The organism is Pseudomonas syringae pv. tagetis (assembly GCF_022557255.1).
GTDB lineage: Bacteria > Pseudomonadota > Gammaproteobacteria > Pseudomonadales > Pseudomonadaceae > Aquipseudomonas > Aquipseudomonas caricapapayae.
Genome location: NZ_CP092923.1, coordinates 2,165,218 through 2,185,223, shown reverse-complemented (window position 1 = coordinate 2,185,223; position 20,006 = coordinate 2,165,218). Strand labels below are relative to the sequence as shown.

Below are 20,006 nucleotides of genomic sequence, written 5' to 3'. Positions count from 1 at the left end.
GAGCCAAAAACGCTCAACCGGTTGCCCGGTTCAGTTGCCGTGACGTGCTGTTGCGCCAGCGCGCCAGGTGCAGCTCGCAATAACGCCGCAAGTGCCGGAGCAGCTGTATTTGCTCATCGACCAGATAGAAGTGATGCCCCTCGAACATGTCCAGGGAAAAGCCGGTGCAGGTCTCTTCCTGCCAGTCGAGCAGTTGCTCGACGCTGACACTGTCTTGCTTGCCGCCGAAAACATGGATCGGCAGGTTCAGCGGCTCGCGCTGGCCGTAGACGAAGCTGCCGCAGAGCAGAAAATCGGCGCGCAGGATCGGCAGCATCAATTGCATGAGTTCATCATTGGCGATGACGTTTTCACTGGTGCCCTTGAGCGTGCGCAGCCGGGCAATCAGTTGCTCATCGGTCTTGGCCTGGGCGTATTCGCTGACATCGCGGCGCACCGGGCCGGCTGTAGCCGATGCGAAAAGCGCCAGCGGCGCAGGCAGCCCTCGCTCACGCAATGCATGCGCCAGCTCAAAGGCCAACAGACCGCCAAGGCTATGGCCGAACAACCCATAGGGCTTGTCGAGGTCAGCGCTGATTTCGTCGGCCAGGTGACTGGCCAGTTGCACGATGTCCGTCTGCAACGGCTCGTCCATGCGCATGCCGCGACCAGGAAGTTCCAGAGGTCGTATATTCAGCCACTCCGGCAATTTGCGACGCCAGGGACTGTAGAACATTGCGCTGGCACCGGAATAAGGCAGGCAGAACAGCGTCAGGCTCACCGGCGTGCTCATGTCGGAACCGTCCGTCGGTGGGCGCGGATGTAAAAGCGGCGATGCGCATGATCGAAACGCATGGGGTTCTCCTGGGGTGTTCCCTGGCCGCAACCGTGGTCGGGCCTGTCACCAATGAGAACGGATGGCGTCTGCAAATAATTAGGCGGGGATGCGCCTCACAGGAGCGTATGTGGCAAGACCGCACTTTTAAAGTGCGCTGATTGGCTTTCGCATTTGACAATAATTATCATTAAGGCTAATTTGTTGCCCCATGTGACGGTGCCGCCTCTTCTGCGGCCCTCCCCCTCCATTGTTCAAGCAGCAAGGTGAATTCCATGACGGAACACGTAATCACAAGTAAGTGCGACTCACCATTACTCCAGGCATTCGTCGACAACTACCTGCTGCTGGTCAAGATTGCGGCGCGCATCGTGGGTTGCCGGTCGCGGGCCGAGGACGTGGTGCAGGACGCCTTCTTCAGACTGCGCTCGGCACCTCAGGCGACGCTGACGTTCAAGGCCCAGCTCAGTTACCTGTTTCAGATCGTGCGCAATCTGGCCATCGATCATTACCGCAAACAGGCGCTGGAACAGAAATACACCGGCCCCGAGGCCGAGGGGCTGAACGTGGTAATTCAGGGTGCATCGCCGGAAACCTCGCACATCAACTTCTCCAGCCTGGAGAAAATTGCCGATGCCCTGACCGAACTGCCGCCGCGCACCCGCTACGCGTTCGAGATGTACCGCCTGCACGGCGTCCCGCAAAAGGACATCGCCAAGGAGCTGGGGGTCTCACCGACGCTGGTCAACTTCATGATCCGCGATGCACTGATTCATTGCCGCAAGGTCAACGGCGCCAACGCCGAGGCCTGACGGCAAGCGATCGGACAAAAAAATCCGGAGCAGTGGCTCCGGATTTTTCGTTTCAGCCTGGTGGACGACAAATCAGCGGCTGACCTGATATTCAGGCTGCACTTCCGGCATGGCCGAAGAGTGGTGGTTGAGGATCTTCCACTCGTTACCGACGCGGTGGTACAGAAAGGTGTAGCGCGCCTGCACCGTGCTCTTCTTGCCATCAGCGGCCGTCAGGGTGAAGGTGTAGACACCACTGTCCACTGCCGCATCGGGCCCCAGACGACGAATCTCGCGGTAGTTGATCTCACCTGCCGGCTTGAGCGCCAGGAAGTGATCGAAGTAGTCCTTGATCTCCGTCGGGGTCGCACGCACCTTGTTCGAGACCGTAGGCTGCAGGACCGCGTCCGGCGCATAAAGAGAAACCACCGTCTGCGAGTTCCCGGTTTTCAGGGCCTTGTTCCAGCGATCAAACAGACCAGCAATCTCCTTGTCGTTCACATTGCTTGGCTGCTCGGCGACCATGCGGTAGGTGTAGCCGGACGGCTCGGCAGCGGCCTGAACCATCGGCGCACTCACAGCAATCAACAGGGCCAGGGCGGTCAATTTCATTTTCATCGCTACTCTCCTACGGGGGATCTGTTCAGGGATTCAGTGAGTGCCACTTTGCCCTCCCCGCCACTGCGCGCCATCGGCCAACCGGGGTTAAGTGTGTATGCCAATCGGCAGATAGGCTTTATCTCCTGTTACAGTTCTAATAGCGTCACTTCTGTTATGCCCGCGCGGGCATCCACCCTCGCTGGAGCTTCCCATGCAAAGCCCCCCCCATGACCCGGCAAGCGCACTGGCCATCCGCAACCAGTATCGTCAGTCGCAAAGCCGCGCCGCACGCCTCCGCCTGCTGGTGGATACCGGCCAGGAACTGACCCAGCTGCCACCCGAAGCCATGCGCCGTCGAGTGCTGCAGCGCGCTTGCGCATTCGTGGCCATGGATCATGGCCTGCTGCTGGAATGGGGGATCGACAACAGCGTGCAAAGCACCGCCAGCCATGGCAGTGCGGAACGCCTGAGTACGCTCGAAACCGCTGCGGACCCGCTGGCCATCGGTCCGCAATGGCTGGAACGCAGCGGTCGCGACCTGCCTTGTGTGTTGCTGTTGCCTTTGCGCGGTGCCGACGAAGGCTGCTTTGGCACCTTGCTGCTGGCCAACAGCGTGAGCATCAATGCGCCGGACAACGAGGACATCGAGTCGCTGCAACTGTTGGCGACCTTGCTGGCGGCACACTTGGAAAACAATCGGTTGCTTGAAGCGCTGGTCGTCAGAGAGCGGACCATGTCTGAACTGGTTCGCCAGTTGTTCACCGCGCAGGAAGACGAACGCAAGCGCATGGCTTACGACCTGCATGATGGGCTGGCCCAGACGCTCGCCGGTCTGCATCAGAGGCTGCAGGGTTTTGCCGGTCGCTGCCCGGAACTGCCCGAACCGCTGGACGCCGACCTGCAAGCCATTCTCAAGCTGGCGCAGCACTGCGTCGGCGAAGGCCGACAGTTGATCAGCGGTCTGCGTCCGAGCGTCCTGGACGATTTCGGTCTGTTACAGGCAGTCGACAAAGAGGCCGACCGGCTGCGTGAAGCAGGAATCGCCGTGCAGTGGACGTCGCGCTCTCAGGCGCGTCTGCCCAGTCACCTGGAAATTGCGTTGTTCCGTATCGCTCAGGAAGGCATCAACAATGTGTTCAAACACGCCAGCGCCAGCCGCGTGGAACTGGCGCTGGAACTGAATAACGACACTGTCTCACTCAGCCTGGAAGACAACGGCCGGGGTTTCATCACCGAGAAGCCGCGCAACGGCAATGGCGTTCGAAAACTCGGGCTGGTTGCGATGCAGGAGCGCGCCAGCCTTCTGGGCGGCCGCCTGACCTGCATCAGCCGTCTTGAACGCGGCACCCGGCTACGCGCAATCGTCCCTTTTACCGCAGACAAGGCAATGACATGACTGACACTGTGCGACTGGTTTTGGCGGACGACCACGAGGTGACCCGCACCGGTTTCGTCTCGCTGTTGGCGGGGCATCCGGAATTCGATGTGGTCGGCCAGGCCGCCGACGGGCAGCAAGCTATCGATCTGTGCCTGGAACTGCAACCGGACATCGCGATTCTCGATATTCGCATGCCGGTGCTCAACGGGCTGGGCGCGGCGCGGATTCTTCAGCAGCGCATGCCGGACCTCAAAGTGGTGATTTTCACCATGGACGACAGCACCGATCATCTGGAAGCCGCGATCAGCGCAGGTGCGGTGGGATACCTGCTCAAGGACGCCAGCCGCGACGAAGTGATCGCCGGTCTGCAACGTGTGGCGCGTGGCGAAGAAGCCTTGAACAGCGCTGTGAGTGCGCGCCTGCTGCGGCGCATGACTGAGCGCAATACCAACGGCGCAACCCTGCCGGAAGCCCTCACCCCTCGGGAACGTCAGGTGCTCGGATTGGTGGCGGGCGGCTTCAGCAATCGGGAAATCGGCGAAAAACTCGGTATTACGACCGGCACCGCCAAGGCACACGTGGAAAAAGTCATCGGCAAACTGGGGGCCTCGGACCGTACCCAGGCGGCAGTGCGTGGCGTGGCGCTGGGCCTGGTCAGCCAGTCGACGAGCGACTGGCGATGACGGCAACCGGCAGCAGCCGCTGGGAAGACCTTCCTCTACGCGGCAAGGCGCTGGTGGCGATTTCTCTGCCGCTGGCGATTCTCATGTTTTCCCTCGTGCTCATCTACATCGCCGAACGCCAGACCGCTCAGGCAGAGGAAGATGTACGGCGGGTGCTGCTCGTGCAAGGCGATATCCAGACCCTTCACACCCAGATCGCAGAAGGTGCGGCCAGCGTACGCGGCTACCTGCTGACCCATCAGGAAGACTTCCTGCCCGGCTACCTCAACGCGCAACCGCTCATCGAGGCGGCGTTGACCCGACTCAACACCAATGTGCGCGACGAGCAGATGCGTGAACACCTCAAAGCCATCGAGCCGCTGATCAACACCAAGGTCGACGGTCTGGAAAAACTGCGCTCGATGAGCATGGAGGATCAACAAACCGTTGCCCGTATTCTGGTCGAAAACAAGTACGTTCTCGACCAGTTGCGCGAACGGATCGGCATCATGCGCGAACGCGAAGATGCACTGCTGGCCGAGCGTACCGAGGCTGCGGCGGCTACCCGCGAGCGTTTGCTGCTGTCCACCCTGCTGGCAGCCGCCTGCGGAATCTTCGGTGCCATTCTCGCCGTGCTGATGCTGTCCAAAGGCATCGTCGCCAGGGTGCATCAGGTGCAACGCAATGCCCAGCGCCTGGCACTCGGACACCCGTTGCTGCCCCAACCACCGGAAAAGGACGAGATCGGCCAGCTCGGCACCCGACTGGTCGAGGCCGGCCAGTTGCTGGCAGAACGCGAACGAGCGCTGCGCGACAACGAAGAGCGTTTGCGCTTGATCATTGAGGGCGTGAAGGACTACGGCATATTCGCACTGGACCGCGACGGCTATGTCATTACCTGGAACGCGGGTGCCGAGCGTATCAAGGGGTACACAGAACAAGAGATCATCGGCAAGCACTTTTCTGTTTTCTACCTGCCGGAGGAATGTCCGCAACATCCTGACATGGCGCTGCGTGAAGCTACGGTCAACGGCCGGTATACGGAAGAAAGCTGGCGCAGACGCAAGGATGGCAGTCGCTTCTGGGCCAGTGTGGTAATCACCGCTCAATATGACAGCCATGACGAACTGCGCGGTTTTTCCAAGATCACCCGCGACATCAGTGATCGCCGTGTCGCCGAAATTGCCTTGGGTACCGCGCGCGAGGAAGCCGAGCGTGCCAGCCGGGCGAAAAGCGAGTTCCTGTCGCGCATGAGCCATGAATTGCGCACGCCACTGAACTCGATTCTGGGATTTGCCCAACTGCTGGACATGGATTCGCCTGCGAGCCAGCGGCCGCACATCGGCCATATCCTGCGAGCTGGCCAACACCTGCTGAAGCTGATCAATGAAGTGCTGGATATCGCCAGAATCGAAGCTGGGCATGTTTCCCTGGTTCTGGAACCGGTCTCGCTGTCCGGCGTACTTGAGGAAGCACTGGTGCTGGTCTCGCCGATGGCCGCCGACGCCAACATCGAATTGAAGGCGTTACCACCGTTGCCTGACGCGCTTGGCGTGATGGCTGACCGCCAGCGTTTGATTCAGGTGCTGCTCAACCTGCTGTCCAATGCCATCAAATACAACCGCCCCAATGGTGAGGTGCGGATTGAAATCGAGCATTCGGAACAGCAGGTTACTGTAAGCGTAGTGGACACCGGCTATGGAATCGCGCCAGAGCGTATCGGCCAGCTGTTCAAGCCGTTCGAGAGACTGGACGCCAACCCGAGTGTCGAAGGCACCGGGCTGGGGCTGGCGCTGAGTAAGAGCATGCTGGAAATGATGCAGGGCTCCCTGTCAGTGCACAACACACCGGATGAAGGCTGCCGGTTCATACTGGAGCTGCCGCTTGCGCTGGTACAAGCTCCCGCCGCTGCGCCGCCACGTCAGACTGACATGCCCCCTGACACCGCACCTGCCGTCCGCCCGCCTGCTCGCCCCGCCTATCATGGCAAGCTGCTGTGCATCGAAGACAACCTGTCGAGCATGGCGTTGATCGAGACGCTGCTGCAACGCAGGCCCGGTATTCAGTTGCTGTCGAGCATGCAGGGTCAGCTGGGGCTGGATCTGGCCCGCCAGCATGCGCCACAGCTTATCTTGCTCGACCTGAACCTGCCGGACATCAAAGGGCTTGAGGTGTTGCAGCGTCTGCGGCGCTTGCCAGCGACTGCCCATACGCCGGTGCTGATGATTACTGCCGACAACAGCGACAAGGCCTGCTGCGAACTGAAGCGAGCCGGTGCAACGGCCATTCTGACCAAACCCATTCAGGTGCCGGTGTTTCTCGCCCTCCTGGACCAGTATTTACCGGAGCCCACATGACCGGAGACTTCCGCATTCTGATCATCGACGACCAGCGGCCCAATCTTGATCTGATGGAGCAGCTGCTTGCCCGCGAGGGGCTGACCAACGTGCTGAGCAGCACAGAGCCCTTGCGCACACTGGACCTGTTCAACAGCTTCGAGCCCGACCTTGTGGTGCTCGACCTGCACATGCCCGAATTCGACGGTTTTGCGGTTCTGGAACAACTCAACCGGCGCATCCCGACCAATGACTACCTGCCGATCATGGTCCTGACCGCCGATGCAACACGCGATACCCGCCTGCGCGCCCTGGCACTGGGCGCACGCGACTTCATCAGCAAACCGCTGGATGCACTGGAAACCATGCTGCGCATCTGGAACCTGCTGGAAACCCGCGCGCTGTACAAATCGCTGCGCAAGCTGGTGCCGCCGGAAAACATCGAGTTGCTCCGCCAGACACGGGTGCCCGCGCAGCCGTGAGGCGCAGGGTTTATTTGATGAGCGTCACTGGCACTGACACTTCATGGATAACGCGCGTGGCCACCGAGCCCAGCAACAGACCACCGAAGTTGCCAAGCCCGCGAGTGCCCATGACGACTGCATCGCAACCAAGCCGCTGAACTTCGGCTTCAACCTGCTCGGCAACGTTGCCCAGATCGACGTGGGCCTGGAACGGCACGCCCGCAGCGGTCAGCAACGCTATCGCATCATCCAGCACCCGTTTACCCTCATTGGTCAGCCCGACCTTCACGCCATCGATCATGTCCGGCGCCAGATAAAGGCTGTAATCGATGGGGCTGGCTTGCACGTTCAGCACATGCACCTCAAGCGCCTTGGTGAGGTCGCCAGACAGCTCGATGACATAGCCCAGAGCGCGCATGGCGTGCTCGGAGCCGTCGAAAGGAACCAGGACTTTGTGCATGTGCGTTTTCCTTGATGAGGTGTGCGATCAATATAATCCGTTGGCTGGCAGGCAACCACTGCTGAACGACAGCTTGTTGATTCAGGACAATAGGTGTCCACCTGCTGCGACGCTCAATACATCGAGCTGACCTGCCTGGCCCACGCCATCAGAAAGGATGGTATTGGTATAACCAGGTCTCGGACAGTGTCTGATCACCCAGACGCAGATACAGGCGTATGTCCACCGTGTCTGTGCCCTCTACGATCAGGTCGAACTGTGCCCGCCAATGCCCTGTCAGACCGTCGGATATTGCCTCGGTGTAAATATAGGAAAAATGGCCTCGTGAGCTGGACAACACCGCTTCAGGAAAAACACCGGGCGGCAGTTGCTCCAGAGAGCGGCCGAGGAATTCAACCATGAACTTGCGCACACCTTGCGGCCGGGGCTGTCCGGGCTGACCGCCATTACCGAGACGCGTCGCCACACAATGCGCCAATTCGCCGGGGTATGGCTCATCGGCCAGCCAGTGCAGGCGGTAACGCAGGCGATAATCTGTCCCAGGACCTGCCGGCTTTTTGGGCACCCACATGGCAACGATATTGTCGTGAATCTCATCGTCGGTAGGGATTTCAATCAACTGCACGGCACCCTCCCCCCAATCGCCCAGAGGTTCGACCCACAGACTCGGCCGCCGCTCGTAATGCACGCCATCCATATAATGGTCGAAATTGCGATCCCGCTGCAGGAGACCAAAGCCGCGCGGATTATTGTCGCTGAACGCCGATGCCATGGTTCTCGGCGGGTTGTTCAGCGGTCGCCATATACGCTCACCCGATCCGGTCCAGATCGCCAGGCCATCGGAGTCGTGGACCTCGGGTCGCCAGTCAACAGCTGTCTTCTTTAACTGCTCACTGAACCAGTACATCGAACTGATCGGCGCGATGCCGAACCTCTGCACTTCACTGCGCATGAACAGCGCTGCCTCGACATCCATGACGACCCCTTTGCCACGCTGCATGACAAAGCGATAGGCCCCACAGATACTTGGCCCATAGAGCAGCGCATACACAACAACGGCATCGGATTTTTCGCTGTCCGGCGTTTCAAACCAGAAGTGGGTGAAATCGGGAAACTCTTCCGGACGCTCGGCCTGCGCAACATCCAGCGCGATACCTCGCGCGGAAAGACCGTATTGATACAGCTCGCCTATGGCACGAAAGTAAGCGGCACCGAGAAACGCGACCCAGTCGTTGTTGCGCCAATCGAGCTTTTGCTGGCCCACCGTGCGGCTTTCCTGAAAGCGAAAACCAGCGAAACCGCCCCCGTTCGCCAACTGCCGCGCAGGGCTGTCGTCAGGCATATCGAAATAAGCCTTATCGTAGAGAATTTCTTTGGCAGCACCTTTATCGACTACATAGAGCCGCACCGGTTTGGGGAAGAATTTACCCGAATGAAAAAAGGTCACCGGGAATTGCCCCGGCCCCTTTGCAAACAAAGCGTACTCAGGCTTGAAGTGGATCTTGCCGTGAGCGTCATAATCCAGTTTCGCCAGCACGTCCGCCGAGGGGCTGGACGGGACGATGTAAGGTTGCGAGGCCGCTTCGCGTGCGCGCTGTACCAACAGATCAAAAGAAAAGGGCTCGACATCAGCCATTTTCAACCGCTCGTCGGCCTGTGAGGAAGAAGTGATACCTGATACGAACAACAGAGCAGATATCGAAGAAAACTCGAGAAAGTTTCGTCGATTCAACATGGTGGAGGGCGGCCTTATGGACAGTAGACCTGAGCATAGATCAGCCTGCCAAAGCCACCCGTTCAACTCGTTTGTTCAGACTAATGCCCCTCGAGAAACGCCGCGGCCTGATCCAGCAATATCATCGGATTTTCCGCCTTGTGGATATCAACCGACAGCAACTGACGAAAACGTCGTGCGCCGGGAAACCCCAGGCCGAGCCCGAGCATATGCCGGGTGACGTGGTGCATGTTACCGCCGCTTGCAATATGCGCCGCGATGTAAGGCCGCATCGCCTCCAGCGCAGCATGGCGGCTTATGACCGGTGCTGTGCTGCCAAACAATTGCTGATCGACGTGGGCCAGCAGATAGGGGTTGTGATAGGCCTCACGGCCCAGCATGACGCCATCAAACGTCTTTAAATGATCATTGCACTGCTCAAGCGTCTTGATGCCGCCGTTGAGCACAATCTCCAGATCGGGAAAGTCCGACTTCAACTGCGCAACAACGTCATAGCGCAGCGGCGGAATATCGCGATTCTCCTTGGGTGACAGCCCTTCCAGAATCGCGATGCGCGCGTGAATCGTAAAACTCCCACACCCCGCCTCATGGACCTTGCCGACGAAATCACACAGTTCGGCGTAACTGTCACGACCATTTATACCGATACGGTGCTTGACCGTAACCGGAATAGCCACCGCATCGCGCATGGCCTTCACGCAATCAGCGACCAGCTCCGGATGCGCCATCAAGCACGCGCCAATCATGTTGTTCTGCACCCGATCACTCGGACATCCGACATTCAGATTGACCTCGTCATAACCCGCCTCCTCAGCCAGCCGCGCACACGCCGCCAAGTCCGCCGCCGTGCTGCCGCCCAACTGCAACGCCAACGGGTGCTCAGTCTCGTCATGACGCAAGAACCGCTCACGGTCGCCGTGGAGCAAGGCACCGGTAGTGACCATTTCGGTGTACAACAATGCGTGCCTGGACAGCAGGCGCAGGAAGTAGCGACAGTGATGATCAGTCCAGTCCATCATCGGTGCAACGGAAAAACGCCGGGACAGTGTATGGCTTGAATCCCCAACAATTCCTAGGCTTTCTATTTTTTCTGCGGTCATCAATACTGATCTTTTATACAGCGGTTTATGGCCATTTTTGCTTGTTTTTCACGAGCAGTTGGTACAATGTACCAACCCTAATCAGCAATGTACCAATTCAAAATGGGCACGATCAGACCACGCAAGCGCAAGGACCACACTACTGCCTACTGCGCTCAAATACGGATCAATCGAGACGGTCAGTCAGTTTATCAGGAAACCCAAACCTTCGACCGCAAGCAGGTAGCTCAAGCGTGGATGAAACGACGTGAGGCCGAGCTGGCCGTGCCAGGTGCGATTGAGCGCATGAACCGCAAGACTGTCAGCGTCAAACAGATGATTGATCGATACCTTGATGAGTACGAGAAGGTTCGCCCTCTGGGCAAGACCAAGCGGGCAACGCTTACTGCCATCAGCGAGAGTTGGCTGGGAGAATTAGCGGACTCAGATTTGACCAGTCAGAGACTGGTTGAATACGCGCAATGGCGAATGGCCAAGGAAGGTGGAGGCGTCCAGGCGCAAACTGTGGGAAATGATTTGTCGCATCTGGGAGCAGTACTGTCCGTAGCAAAACCAGCTTGGGGATATGACGTTGCTCCTCATGCAATGTCTGATGCACGAATCGTTCTGCGTAAGCTGGGGATGGTCAGCAAAAGCAAGGAGCGCACTCGTAGACCTACTAAAGAAGAACTCGAAGCCCTGTTGACGCATTTTTTTGAAATACAGGCACGTAAGCCCTCTTCGATCAACATGCCCAAAGTGCTAGGATTCGCGATATTTTCTACGCGTAGACAGGAAGAAATCACTCGGATTCGCTGGGACGATCTGGATGAAAAACGCCAGGCTGTGCTGGTCAGAGACATGAAAAATCCCGGACAGAAGATCGGCAACGACGTCTGGTGCTACCTTCCTGACGAAGCCTGGGCGATTCTGCAGAGCATGCCTAAAGGGTGCGCAGAGATTTTCCCCTACAACTCAGATTCTATATCTGCCGCATTCACTCGTGCCTGTAAGTTTCTGGAACTTAAGGATCTGCACTTTCACGATATGCGACACGACGGCATCAGCAGGCTTTTCGAAATGGACTGGGACATCCCAAGGGTATCGAGCGTCTCAGGTCATCGTGATTGGAACTCATTGCGACGGTACACGCATCTACGAGGACGCGGCGACCCCTACCAGGACTGGGATTGGCTTCAGCGCATTGTGGAAGCTGAGGTCGACCTTGGCGCACGCACGAAACAAGGTTAGAGCAGGCAGGTCCGCGAGCCCACTCGGCGGGCTTTTCCCAGTTTGACGAATACTTGATTTCTAGGAAGAATCTTTTGTTAACAGATATAAAACGTACATCGTGACTCATTACAGCTCTACTGGAGAAAATGACTTACCTGTAGGGCTAATTGAAGATATTGAGCCAACATAGCGCCATTTATGGTCCTTCATCCCTAGCCAACTGGCATTTGGTCTCCGGTGGCTAGGTGAAACGCCCCTAACTTCCTAGACGCATCTGACTGACTCCTTTTGGCCGGTAGCTGCCCGTCGTCACCAACTGCAATTGGCCAAAAGCAGTCGCTCCCAAACTCAACGTTAGAAGCTAACGGGGGCGGATTAGCGAAGCACCAAAGGGGGCAGTCGCTTGCGTGGCGTAGGTGAACGGATAGAAATACAACACGAATACTTCGTGCTGCCTCCACTAATTCAGTGACCGCCTTTCCGCCTTTTTGTTAATCTTGTTTCTACTCGTTAAGCGCGTCCTATGTCACTGCATGCCTTGTGAGCATTACATTGCCATAGACCCGCATCGCAAGGGAGTACTGTGGGACCTCGCCTAGATTACCGGCAACCGCGTCGTTGGCTTTCTTAGTAGCGTTAAGGGCTGTGGCACCTGCTTCCCACTCCAGAAGGAAGGGTTCAAGCCAGTTGTAGGTCACAATCACATCGAGTGGCCACGGTGATGCTATGACTGCGCGCGTTCCGTTGTTCAGCAATTGCTTGGGGAGACTGGTTGTCGAATTGTCCCACGGATTTTTATCAATACGGCCTCCACTGCACACGAACAGGATGACCAGTTCGACGCCCGCCAACGCGGCAGCAAGAGCAGATGGTGCAACAAAAAGGTCGTCGTCATCGCGGATGCTGTGGAGGTAGCGACCCTCCCTGTTCAGCCCCCCGTGCGCTGTGATCACGGCCAAGCCCGCATCTTGCATGTCATTCGGTAGCCGGCGTCCGTTATCGACTGTAAAGCCGAAGTCCTCGAAGCATCCGCCAAGGTTTCTCAAAGCGATATCAAGAGTGGGTTCTCGTTCAGCTTCTTCTAGGCGGTATCCGCCGCTATCCATGCCCTCTGCTGCTTCTCCGAACCCAGATCTAGGATCAGCCGAAATCCACGCCTTGTAGGCGGTTCGGCCACTGGGTTCAAGATTACTTGCTGCCGAGAGCCAGCTTAGAGACGGGACGATACCGATAGACGTCTTCGTCCCCGCGAAAAAACCAAATGTTCCGTCCTCCGGTTGCACAACCACCAGATTGGCGGTGACCTGCTGCAGGAAAGGCTCCGCCACCAAGACAAGCCTTTCGCACTGGGGCAGGCGAATATTGAGCTCCTCCATCGTCATGTAGAAGATGTTATTTCCTTCGCTCCGGTCGACACGGCCATAGGCTCTTGTAGTGGTCTAATGAAACCGGACACCCATTTAGGCGAGAATGCTCGCCAGATCGAGGTGTCAGATGACCAAACAACGCCGCTCCTTTACTCCTGAATTCAAGCGCGAGGCTGCCGACCTTGTGCTCAAACAAAACTACAGCTACATCGAAGCCAGCCGTTCGCTCGGCATTGGTGAGTCGGCATTGCGTCGCTGGGTTGACCAGATTCAGAAAGAACATAAAGGCGTCACCCCGCAGAGCAAGGCACTGACTCCGGAACAGCAAAAAATTCAGGAGCTGGAAGCCCGGATTGCTCGGCTTGAGCGAGAGAAATCAATACTAAAAAAGGCTACCGCGCTCTTGATGTCGGAAGATCACGAGCGTTCGCGCTGATTGACCAGTTGAGGGCACATGAGCCGGTTGATTGGCTGTGCAAGGTGTTTGACGTCACTCGCTCGTGTTACTACGCCCAGCGCCTGCGGCGCCGCACGCCGGATGTTGAACGGCTTCGATTGCGGAGTCGCGTCAGTGAGCTGTTCTCGCAAAGTCGCAGCTCTGCGGGCAGTCGCAGCATCCTGTCACTGATGCGTGAAGACGGTGAGCAACTCGGTCGATTCAAAGTGCGTAGCTTGATGCGCGAGCTTGATTTAGTCAGCAAACAACCCGGCTCCCATGCCTACAAACGAGCAACAGTAGAAAGACTGGATATCCCGAACACATTGAACCGCGAGTTCGGCGTGCCTGCGCCCAATCAAGTCTGGTGCGGCGATATCACCTACATTTGGGCGCAAGGAAAGTGGCATTACCTGGCTGTCGTCCTGGATCTTTGTACGCGTCGGATCGTGGGCTGGGCGCTGTCGGAAAAGCCAGACGCTGAACTGGTGATCAAAGCGCTGGATATGGCTTACGAGCTGCGTGGCAGGCCTTCGGATCTGCTATTCCACTCTGACCAGGGATCGCAATATGCAAGCCGACTCTTTCGCCAGCGGTTATGGCGATACCGCATGCGCCAAAGCATGAGTCGACGAGGAAACTGCTGGGATAACGCACCGATGGAGCGCGTATTTCGCAGCTTGAAAACAGAATGGATACCGACCGTGGGCTATCGAACTGCGCAGGAAGCACAGCGCGATATCAGCCATTTTTTGATGCATCGGTACAACTGGATTCGGCCTCATCAATTCAACGATGGGTTGGCACCAGCGCGGGCCGAGGAAAAACTTAACGTCGTGTCCGGGATTAGTTGACCACTACATCTTGGGTAATCCTGCAGCCAGGAATGGAAGCGATCCCGGAAGCTACGGTCAGACTTAGGCTGCTCGACCGAGTGGGCCCGTCCGCCGAAGACATGGATCACCGTCAGCTCGCCGTCACTGCTCAAGGCGAGGAAGGCGACATCAAGACCCGCTTGGTTCAACTTCGCAGCGTATCGAATTGGCCACTCCAGTACCATCTCTGGTGTATCACCCACCGATGTAACGGTGTGGTCGGCGAGAAGCTCGATAGCGAATGCGTTCTCGGTAGGGGTGGGCTCGCCTTGCGGACCGAAGTCCAATAATCGCCTCGCCGTCAGTGCAAGGACTGCGTAGTCATGCGCCACATCCGAAGCATATGCTGCACGCTGCACGCCGTTGAAGATCGCCAGCACGGCCTCAGCACTTGGCTTCGCCGTCGAAACAGTCCGGACCATAGCGGCCATTCCTACGCCTACCTGCTCAAGCGCCTTGTCTAGCGTGGCTCGCACATCTGGCGAAATGTTCACTCCAGCGCCTTCCGCTTTGAGTACCGATTGCCCCAAAAGTAATACGAGAGGAAGCAAGCGATTCCGATCTTCAAGTTCGCTCCGACAAGCCTCTGCTACTTCGGCAAGAATTTCGCCGAGCGATCCGATCGCGGAGTCATCGGTTTCCATGAGTCTTAGGCTTAGCTGTGCGCTGAGATAGCGCGGATCCTTGTCTGCATTAAATCCAAGGTCTGACAAGATCGTCTTCATCGTCGAAAGGAACGAGCGCGAGAGCTCAAAAAGGCCCAGATCTCGCAAAACGCGATGGATGACATAGACTTCGTGCCAAAGGTCGGTTTTTTCGACTGGGACTTCGACAGCCAAAGCACAAGCCAAGCCGATGAGCGCAACGACGTGGTTCCGACAGCGGTGATAAATATCACCGAATGCCTGCCAGGCTAAGCGACGGCGATACAAACTGGTATGGCCCATCAGCAGGATTTGTTCGGCAAAATCACGCGCCTGTTGGAACTGTCCCGCTGTAGCAAACTGGCTGGCCAATAGCCTCATTAGCCGAATATCTTCGTCACATTCCTTTGTGGCATGAGGGCAAATCGTACATGCGATTAGCACCAGCTGCTGCATGTATGTCAAGTCTACGTTCTCGCCCTTCTGACCACTGGTGAGATGCACCATGCGTGCGATGGTACGTACGACGTCGTCAGGACTAGCGACCAATAGGTCGCGAGGTATCACCGTCACGCCGGGCTCGCCTAAACCGATGTCGGCCAGCCAGTGCATCGCACTCTCAATAGATGTACGAATCTTTCCATCAGGCTCCCCGGTGAGGACTTCATTGGCATCGTCAGTCGGCCGCACCAGGTCCACGCCCTGATCTGCGAGGTCAAGCATTGTGAGTGCCACTAAAGGGATGCCCATGTCACCACTGGACTCGACCGACAGTAGCGCAGTGAGGCCAGACCTGACGCCACGGTCGCCTGGGTGGAGTGCAAGGAATCGAAAAGCCGATTGGAATAAGTGGCGGTAGTCGTCACGTTCGTGGTCAGGGATGATCTCCTTGAGCATCATCGACTTGACGGACCAGATGAGAACTTGGGTGGCCTGGCGGCCATAGAGTTCGGATGAGGTGACAAGGCTTGCGACTTTGGCCGCGTCTCTTGGCTTGTCGACACTTCGTGCATGCATCGCGCAACAAACGAAGGCTAGCTCCTGCCAGTCCTTCTCCCATGCACTCGCCTCTTCAATAATCGCTTCATATTCCGGTTCTAAGGCAGACAGCCATGTTTGCAGAGCCAAATGATTGGCCGTGAACCCGGCGGTCGTGAAAATATGCGATTCGCCTGATTTCACCTTTTGGGAATTTATGAGTAGCCGGCGATCTCTGTTCTCCCTCACGCGCTCCGAATTGGGAAACAGTTCTGACAGCCGTGCGTCAAACCGAGAGATTCGATCGTTGTCTTCAAGATGCGTGGAAAGTTCGAGGCCTTCCTCGAGCCACTGTTGGTCTCCAATACCATCAGGTTCTTCAGGCAGTATATCGCGCGCCAGCTCATCGTTGCCTGCCTGGTGAGATAGTTGCGCCACCTGTACGGCCGCCTCAACTGTGAGCGTCGCGAGATGTGGCCGTAGCTGAGCGATGACTTCGAGAGTCTCGCTATCCCGTCCAGTTCCTCCTAGCAGCTGGACGAGAGCGTGGAGTCGCGCACCTTCCGGCAATGCTAGGCCCTCGAGTTCTGTCATTACGTCCGGTAATCGGCCTTGGAGTACCATGGTCCTCCAAGCCTGCGCGCGAGAGTTGATCACCTCCTCGGGAGCAGCTTCGTAATGCAACGTTGCGACATAGCAGTTGTCCACGGAAACCAGTAACTCCACATTGGCCGCCTTTCGAGCGGGGATTTCTGGGGCGTGAATCAGCCAGTAGCCCCCCAGGTCTTCCACAATGGGTATGAGCTGCCGGCAAATCGAAGTCACGTGAGGCACCCACCGGTCTTCGCCCACTCGGACTGCTGAAACACCGAAGGCTGTAGGTAGGTCGATGGAGGGGTCTCGATACTGGCTAGCGTCTGCGACCGCAACGAGACGTCGTTCTCCCTGTTCCTGCACAGTGCGTAGCAGGTCAGCGACTTCCAGCGATGGGCTATTCACGATGAGCACAAGTCGACGAAGAATAAGCATTTCTTGTTCGTCAAGCTCAAAGCCACGCAGTTCGTGTGTCGCCCGGGCCAAGGCAGTGAACACAGACTCCGCCGTGTTCTTGGCAATTGTAATCGGCGGCAGGATTATCGTCGCGCCCTTGAATATGCGGCGTCCATCCTTATCCAACAGGTGCAAGAGTAAAGCGGAAACGCAGCGCCCCACCACTTCCCGGAGCGAACCGCCTTGAATCAGGTCGGCAGTACCTAGATTGAAGCCTTTGCCGTATAAAGTGGCGGGGTTGAAGCCTTGAATAACATGCTTCGTGGCGGTGACTTGCTCATCCATGTGAAGATCCTCAAGCTCGATTTATTTCTTGGGGGATATTACCGGCTTCGTGATCATAACCGCCGCCAGTGATCAGGGGATGGTCGACATCCATGACCGGGGACCTTTAGTGCTCAGTCCGGAACTGGCCCGCGAATGGACAGACTCTGCAACTGACCCAGCGCGTGCAGCCGAAATTGCGCGGGAGTGTTGCACGCCAGTTGACGAGTTCGAGTGGTACAAGGTTGGCAAGGCTGTGGGCAACGTGCGGAATCAAGGGCAGGATCTTATCCGCTCCGACAGCGACACCGCCTAGCCACCTAAATGAAACGGAGTATTTGCAGCTACCTCTCCGGACGCCAGTTTAGATCATGCTGGCAATCGGGTGGCTCCATAAGCTAGTCTAAGCTCTCAAATTTTTAAAGCAGGAAGCTGATATGTCTTTTGACACATTTATGCAGGTGGACGGTGTAGAAGGAGAGTCTCTGGACGACGCCCACAAAGGCTGGATAGAACTACTGTCCTACCATTACGACGCAGTTCAGTCGGTAAGTACAACTGCCTGCTCTAGCGGCGGCGCGACTGCTGGAGGCGTGACTCTGGGCGACCTTAGGGTGAGTAAATACATAGATAAAGCAACACCCAAACTGTTTGAGCTTTGCTGCCGAGGCTCGCACATCAAAAAAGTAACTATACGCGTACACCGCGCAGGCACCGAGAAATTCAAATATCTAGACATAGTTCTTGAAGAAGTGTTGATATCAACGGTTAGCGGTAATGGCGCGGAACATGCTGGCCTTCCCAAAGAAACGATTACACTAAACTACGGCCGTATAAAACTCGAGTACTCACAACAGAGGCGCGCTGATGGTGGTAGTGCAGGGATAGTGTCCGGAGGCTGGGACAGAGTCGCCAAGAAACCTTTCGCATAACAGAGAACTATATTTAGCATAGCAACTCAGAGCAGGCCCGCAACTTTGCGGGCCTAACCATGCCTACCAGTAAAAAAACAACACTGAACACATCAAAACAACTGTAGATATAGCTTCTTTTCTAGACAAAGCCAAACCGATAACGACCTGCGAAACTATCAAGATAAAAACAAGTAAGCCTCGAAACGTTTCCCGATTACCGGAATCATCTTGTATTGGCATCACTGGTACATCTTGAGGTAACGGAGCCATTTCACTCGGCTCCATCCAATCATATGGCGACCCTTGAGTCCAAGCGTAAAACAGCAAACATGTAAGGAATATAAAATACAGAACAACCCTGAGTAAAATATATTTAATTTTCATGATCTCACATCATCAGTTTGTTAAAGCGAAGCCAATGAGTCAAAATAAAATTTCCATACCTAGTGTCTTTCTTTATTTCCTCCAGAGACAAACCCGTGCCGCGATTATAGCGAGCACCAATGACTCTAACCTCGTCCATACCAATGGATGTAAAACCATCATGATCAGCAAGCATACGCAAATGTTTAGCTGCGATATCGATATTATAAACATCATTCTCAATACAGTTTGCCAAACTCCGCAACTGACTGATATCCATTTTTTCAGCATCGAGCCCCAACGTGAGCGCCGCAGTGCGTAGCTGTATGCTAACCCAGCCAAAACTAGTCTTTCTTTCCGGAGTCGAGATATTTAACGGGTCGTGAGCCCTGACCTCAAATATTACTCTGTCGACTATATTTGGATCCCCCGCTGCTTCAATCCAACAAACCCCAGCTAACAACTCTACGGGAAGTGAGTATTTTTCTGCCGCAGCCCTTATATACTGTTTGTTATGAACCAACCAAGCATCCTTAAAACGCTGTATATAAGGAATCCCTCCCCCCAAAATCTCTGGCACGCCTTTCCATATTGCAAAATCAATAGGCGTCCAAGTCGGGCTATTGTTGGACTCTGGTGTGCAAAACTCGTTCATATCCACTCATCCTTGACTTAACGTGCGTTAGCATACTGTATCACCTTACTCAATCTTGAGTGTAGTGTCCGTTAGCCTACTTGAAGCTGGAGATCAGAACAAACCACCGAGTTCGGCAGGTTCCCAATTCATGATAACCAGCTCACCGCTGACATCAACCTTGCCTTTTCTCTGGTTTGCCGTGCTGTAGCGAATGTCCACCGTTTCAAAATGGAAGCCTTCAAATACACGCCGGATATCAGGGTGATCATTGATGCTCACCATCACCTTCCCTTTGCACCGTCGCATGAACTCCGCCATGCGCTCGTAGTTCTCAAACGGAAAATCCACACCATACCCAGCCGTCTGCCAGTACGGCGGATCCATGTAGTGGAATGTGTGGGGCCGGTCATAGCGCTCAGCGCACTCCAGCCAAGGCAGATTCTCCACGTACGTACCTGACAACCGCTGCCAGGCCGCAGAAAGATTCTCCTCGATCCGCAGCAGGTTGATGGCTGGTCCCGTCGTTGCGGTTCCGAACGTCTGGCCGCTGACCTTGCCCGCGAAGGCATGGTGCTGCAGGTAGAAGAACCGGGCGGCGCGCTGGATGTCGGTGAGGGTTTCGGGGCGGGTCATCTTCTGCCACTCAAACACCTGGCGCGAGCTGAGTGCCCATTTGAACTGGCGGACGAACTCTTCAAGGTGGTTTTGGACGACGCGATACAGCGTCACCAAGTCTCCGTTGATGTCGTTTAGGACTTCAACGGGGGCGGCCTGGGGGCGCATGAAGTAGAGGGCCGCACCGCCAGCGAACACTTCGACGTAGCATTCGTGGGGTGGGAAAAGCGGGATAAGGCGGTCGGCCAGGCGGCGTTTGCCGCCCATCCAAGGGACGATGGGTGTGGACATAAATAGCAAGACCTTTACTG

The 20,006-nt window shown here is 56.4% G+C and carries 18 protein-coding genes and 1 pseudogene; 9 read left to right on the top strand and 10 right to left on the bottom strand.

Going from position 1 to position 20,006, the window contains the following annotated elements; all coding sequences use genetic code 11:
- Positions 1 to 13 precede the first annotated feature (13 nt).
- Positions 14 to 772 (bottom strand): thioesterase II family protein, encoded by a 759-nt coding sequence (locus MME58_RS09975; protein ID WP_055005512.1) that lies wholly within the window; start codon positions 770 to 772, stop codon positions 14 to 16.
- A 317-nt stretch (positions 773 to 1,089) separates the two neighbouring features.
- On the opposite strand from MME58_RS09975, the gene MME58_RS09970 reads away from it, so the two are divergent.
- A complete protein-coding gene (locus tag MME58_RS09970; RefSeq protein WP_054986287.1) occupies positions 1,090 to 1,626 on the top strand; it encodes an RNA polymerase factor sigma-70 in 537 nt (178 codons plus the stop codon).
- Positions 1,627 to 1,698: 72 nt separating this feature from the next.
- Here the strand turns inward: MME58_RS09970 and MME58_RS09965 are convergent, their stop codons facing one another.
- Positions 1,699 to 2,223, bottom strand: coding sequence for an SgcJ/EcaC family oxidoreductase (locus tag MME58_RS09965; RefSeq protein ID WP_054986286.1), 525 nt, complete (start codon positions 2,221 to 2,223; stop codon positions 1,699 to 1,701).
- Positions 2,224 to 2,416: 193 nt separating this feature from the next.
- On the opposite strand from MME58_RS09965, the gene MME58_RS09960 reads away from it, so the two are divergent.
- From MME58_RS09960 to MME58_RS09945, 4 genes are read left to right on the top strand one after another with little or no spacing between them, the layout of a single operon-like run.
- Positions 2,417 to 3,601, top strand: a complete 1,185-nt coding sequence (locus MME58_RS09960; RefSeq protein ID WP_054986285.1) for a sensor histidine kinase — start codon at positions 2,417 to 2,419, stop codon at positions 3,599 to 3,601.
- Positions 3,598 to 4,266: a response regulator gene (locus tag MME58_RS09955; RefSeq protein WP_054986284.1), complete on the top strand. Its 669-nt coding sequence runs from the start codon at positions 3,598 to 3,600 to the stop codon at positions 4,264 to 4,266. The genes MME58_RS09960 and MME58_RS09955 overlap by 4 nt, the downstream gene beginning before the upstream one ends.
- On the top strand, positions 4,263 to 6,602 hold the full coding sequence (locus MME58_RS09950; protein WP_055005513.1) for an ATP-binding protein: 2,340 nt from the start codon (positions 4,263 to 4,265) through the stop codon (positions 6,600 to 6,602). The genes MME58_RS09955 and MME58_RS09950 overlap by 4 nt, the downstream gene beginning before the upstream one ends.
- A complete protein-coding gene (locus tag MME58_RS09945; RefSeq protein WP_054986282.1) occupies positions 6,599 to 7,063 on the top strand; it encodes a response regulator in 465 nt (154 codons plus the stop codon). The genes MME58_RS09950 and MME58_RS09945 overlap by 4 nt, the downstream gene beginning before the upstream one ends.
- Before the next feature lie 10 nt (positions 7,064 to 7,073).
- On the opposite strand, the gene MME58_RS09940 is transcribed toward MME58_RS09945, so the two are convergent.
- The 3 genes from MME58_RS09940 to dusA form a co-directional block, all read right to left on the bottom strand.
- Complete coding sequence (locus tag MME58_RS09940; protein ID WP_054986281.1) at positions 7,074 to 7,505, bottom strand: universal stress protein; 432 nt, start codon at positions 7,503 to 7,505, stop codon at positions 7,074 to 7,076.
- 148 nt (positions 7,506 to 7,653) lie between these two features.
- Positions 7,654 to 9,141, bottom strand: coding sequence for an OpgD/OpgG family glucan biosynthesis protein (locus tag MME58_RS09935; RefSeq protein WP_054986280.1), 1,488 nt, complete (start codon positions 9,139 to 9,141; stop codon positions 7,654 to 7,656).
- A gap of 179 nt (positions 9,142 to 9,320) precedes the next feature.
- A complete protein-coding gene (gene dusA / locus MME58_RS09930; RefSeq protein WP_055005514.1) occupies positions 9,321 to 10,340 on the bottom strand; it encodes a tRNA dihydrouridine(20/20a) synthase DusA in 1,020 nt (339 codons plus the stop codon).
- Between the two features lie 102 nt (positions 10,341 to 10,442).
- On the opposite strand from dusA, the gene MME58_RS09925 reads away from it, so the two are divergent.
- Positions 10,443 to 11,570 carry a site-specific integrase gene (locus MME58_RS09925; protein ID WP_055005522.1) on the top strand — a complete coding sequence of 376 codons (1,128 nt, stop codon included), beginning with the start codon at positions 10,443 to 10,445 and terminating at the stop codon, positions 11,568 to 11,570.
- Between the two features lie 503 nt (positions 11,571 to 12,073).
- On the opposite strand, the gene MME58_RS09920 is transcribed toward MME58_RS09925, so the two are convergent.
- Positions 12,074 to 12,943, bottom strand: a complete 870-nt coding sequence (locus MME58_RS09920; RefSeq protein WP_267898496.1) for a CHAT domain-containing protein — start codon at positions 12,941 to 12,943, stop codon at positions 12,074 to 12,076.
- A gap of 103 nt (positions 12,944 to 13,046) precedes the next feature.
- Here MME58_RS09920 and MME58_RS09915 point away from each other — a divergent pair.
- A protein-coding gene (locus MME58_RS09915) for an IS3 family transposase (RefSeq protein WP_122239112.1) occupies positions 13,047 to 14,209 on the top strand; the annotation gives its coding sequence in 2 pieces (ribosomal slippage) (positions 13,047 to 13,302 and positions 13,302 to 14,209; 1,164 coding nt in all).
- Here the strand turns inward: MME58_RS09915 and MME58_RS09910 are convergent.
- A complete protein-coding gene (locus MME58_RS09910; protein ID WP_055005516.1) occupies positions 14,140 to 17,187 on the bottom strand; it encodes a hypothetical protein in 3,048 nt (1,015 codons plus the stop codon). The genes MME58_RS09915 and MME58_RS09910 overlap by 70 nt on opposite strands.
- Positions 17,188 to 17,230: 43 nt before the next feature.
- Here MME58_RS09910 and MME58_RS09905 point away from each other — a divergent pair.
- Positions 17,231 to 17,482 (top strand): annotated as a pseudogene (locus tag MME58_RS09905) (SOS response-associated peptidase family protein); the annotation flags it as partial.
- A 121-nt stretch (positions 17,483 to 17,603) separates the two neighbouring features.
- A complete protein-coding gene (locus MME58_RS09900; RefSeq protein ID WP_055005517.1) occupies positions 17,604 to 18,098 on the top strand; it encodes an Hcp family type VI secretion system effector in 495 nt (164 codons plus the stop codon).
- Between the two features lie 63 nt (positions 18,099 to 18,161).
- Here the strand turns inward: MME58_RS09900 and MME58_RS09895 are convergent, their stop codons facing one another.
- From MME58_RS09895 to MME58_RS09885, 3 genes are all read right to left on the bottom strand, one after another.
- Positions 18,162 to 18,464, bottom strand: coding sequence for a hypothetical protein (locus MME58_RS09895; RefSeq protein WP_082427247.1), 303 nt, complete (start codon positions 18,462 to 18,464; stop codon positions 18,162 to 18,164).
- Positions 18,465 to 18,468: 4 nt separating this feature from the next.
- Entirely contained in the window at positions 18,469 to 19,098 is a 630-nt protein-coding gene (locus MME58_RS09890) for a hypothetical protein (RefSeq protein ID WP_055005518.1), read from the bottom strand.
- Between the two features lie 93 nt (positions 19,099 to 19,191).
- The gene (locus MME58_RS09885; protein ID WP_055005519.1) at positions 19,192 to 19,986 is read right to left on the bottom strand and encodes a DNA adenine methylase; all 795 of its coding nucleotides are present in this window, start codon (positions 19,984 to 19,986) and stop codon (positions 19,192 to 19,194) included.
- Positions 19,987 to 20,006: the final 20 nt, after the last annotated feature.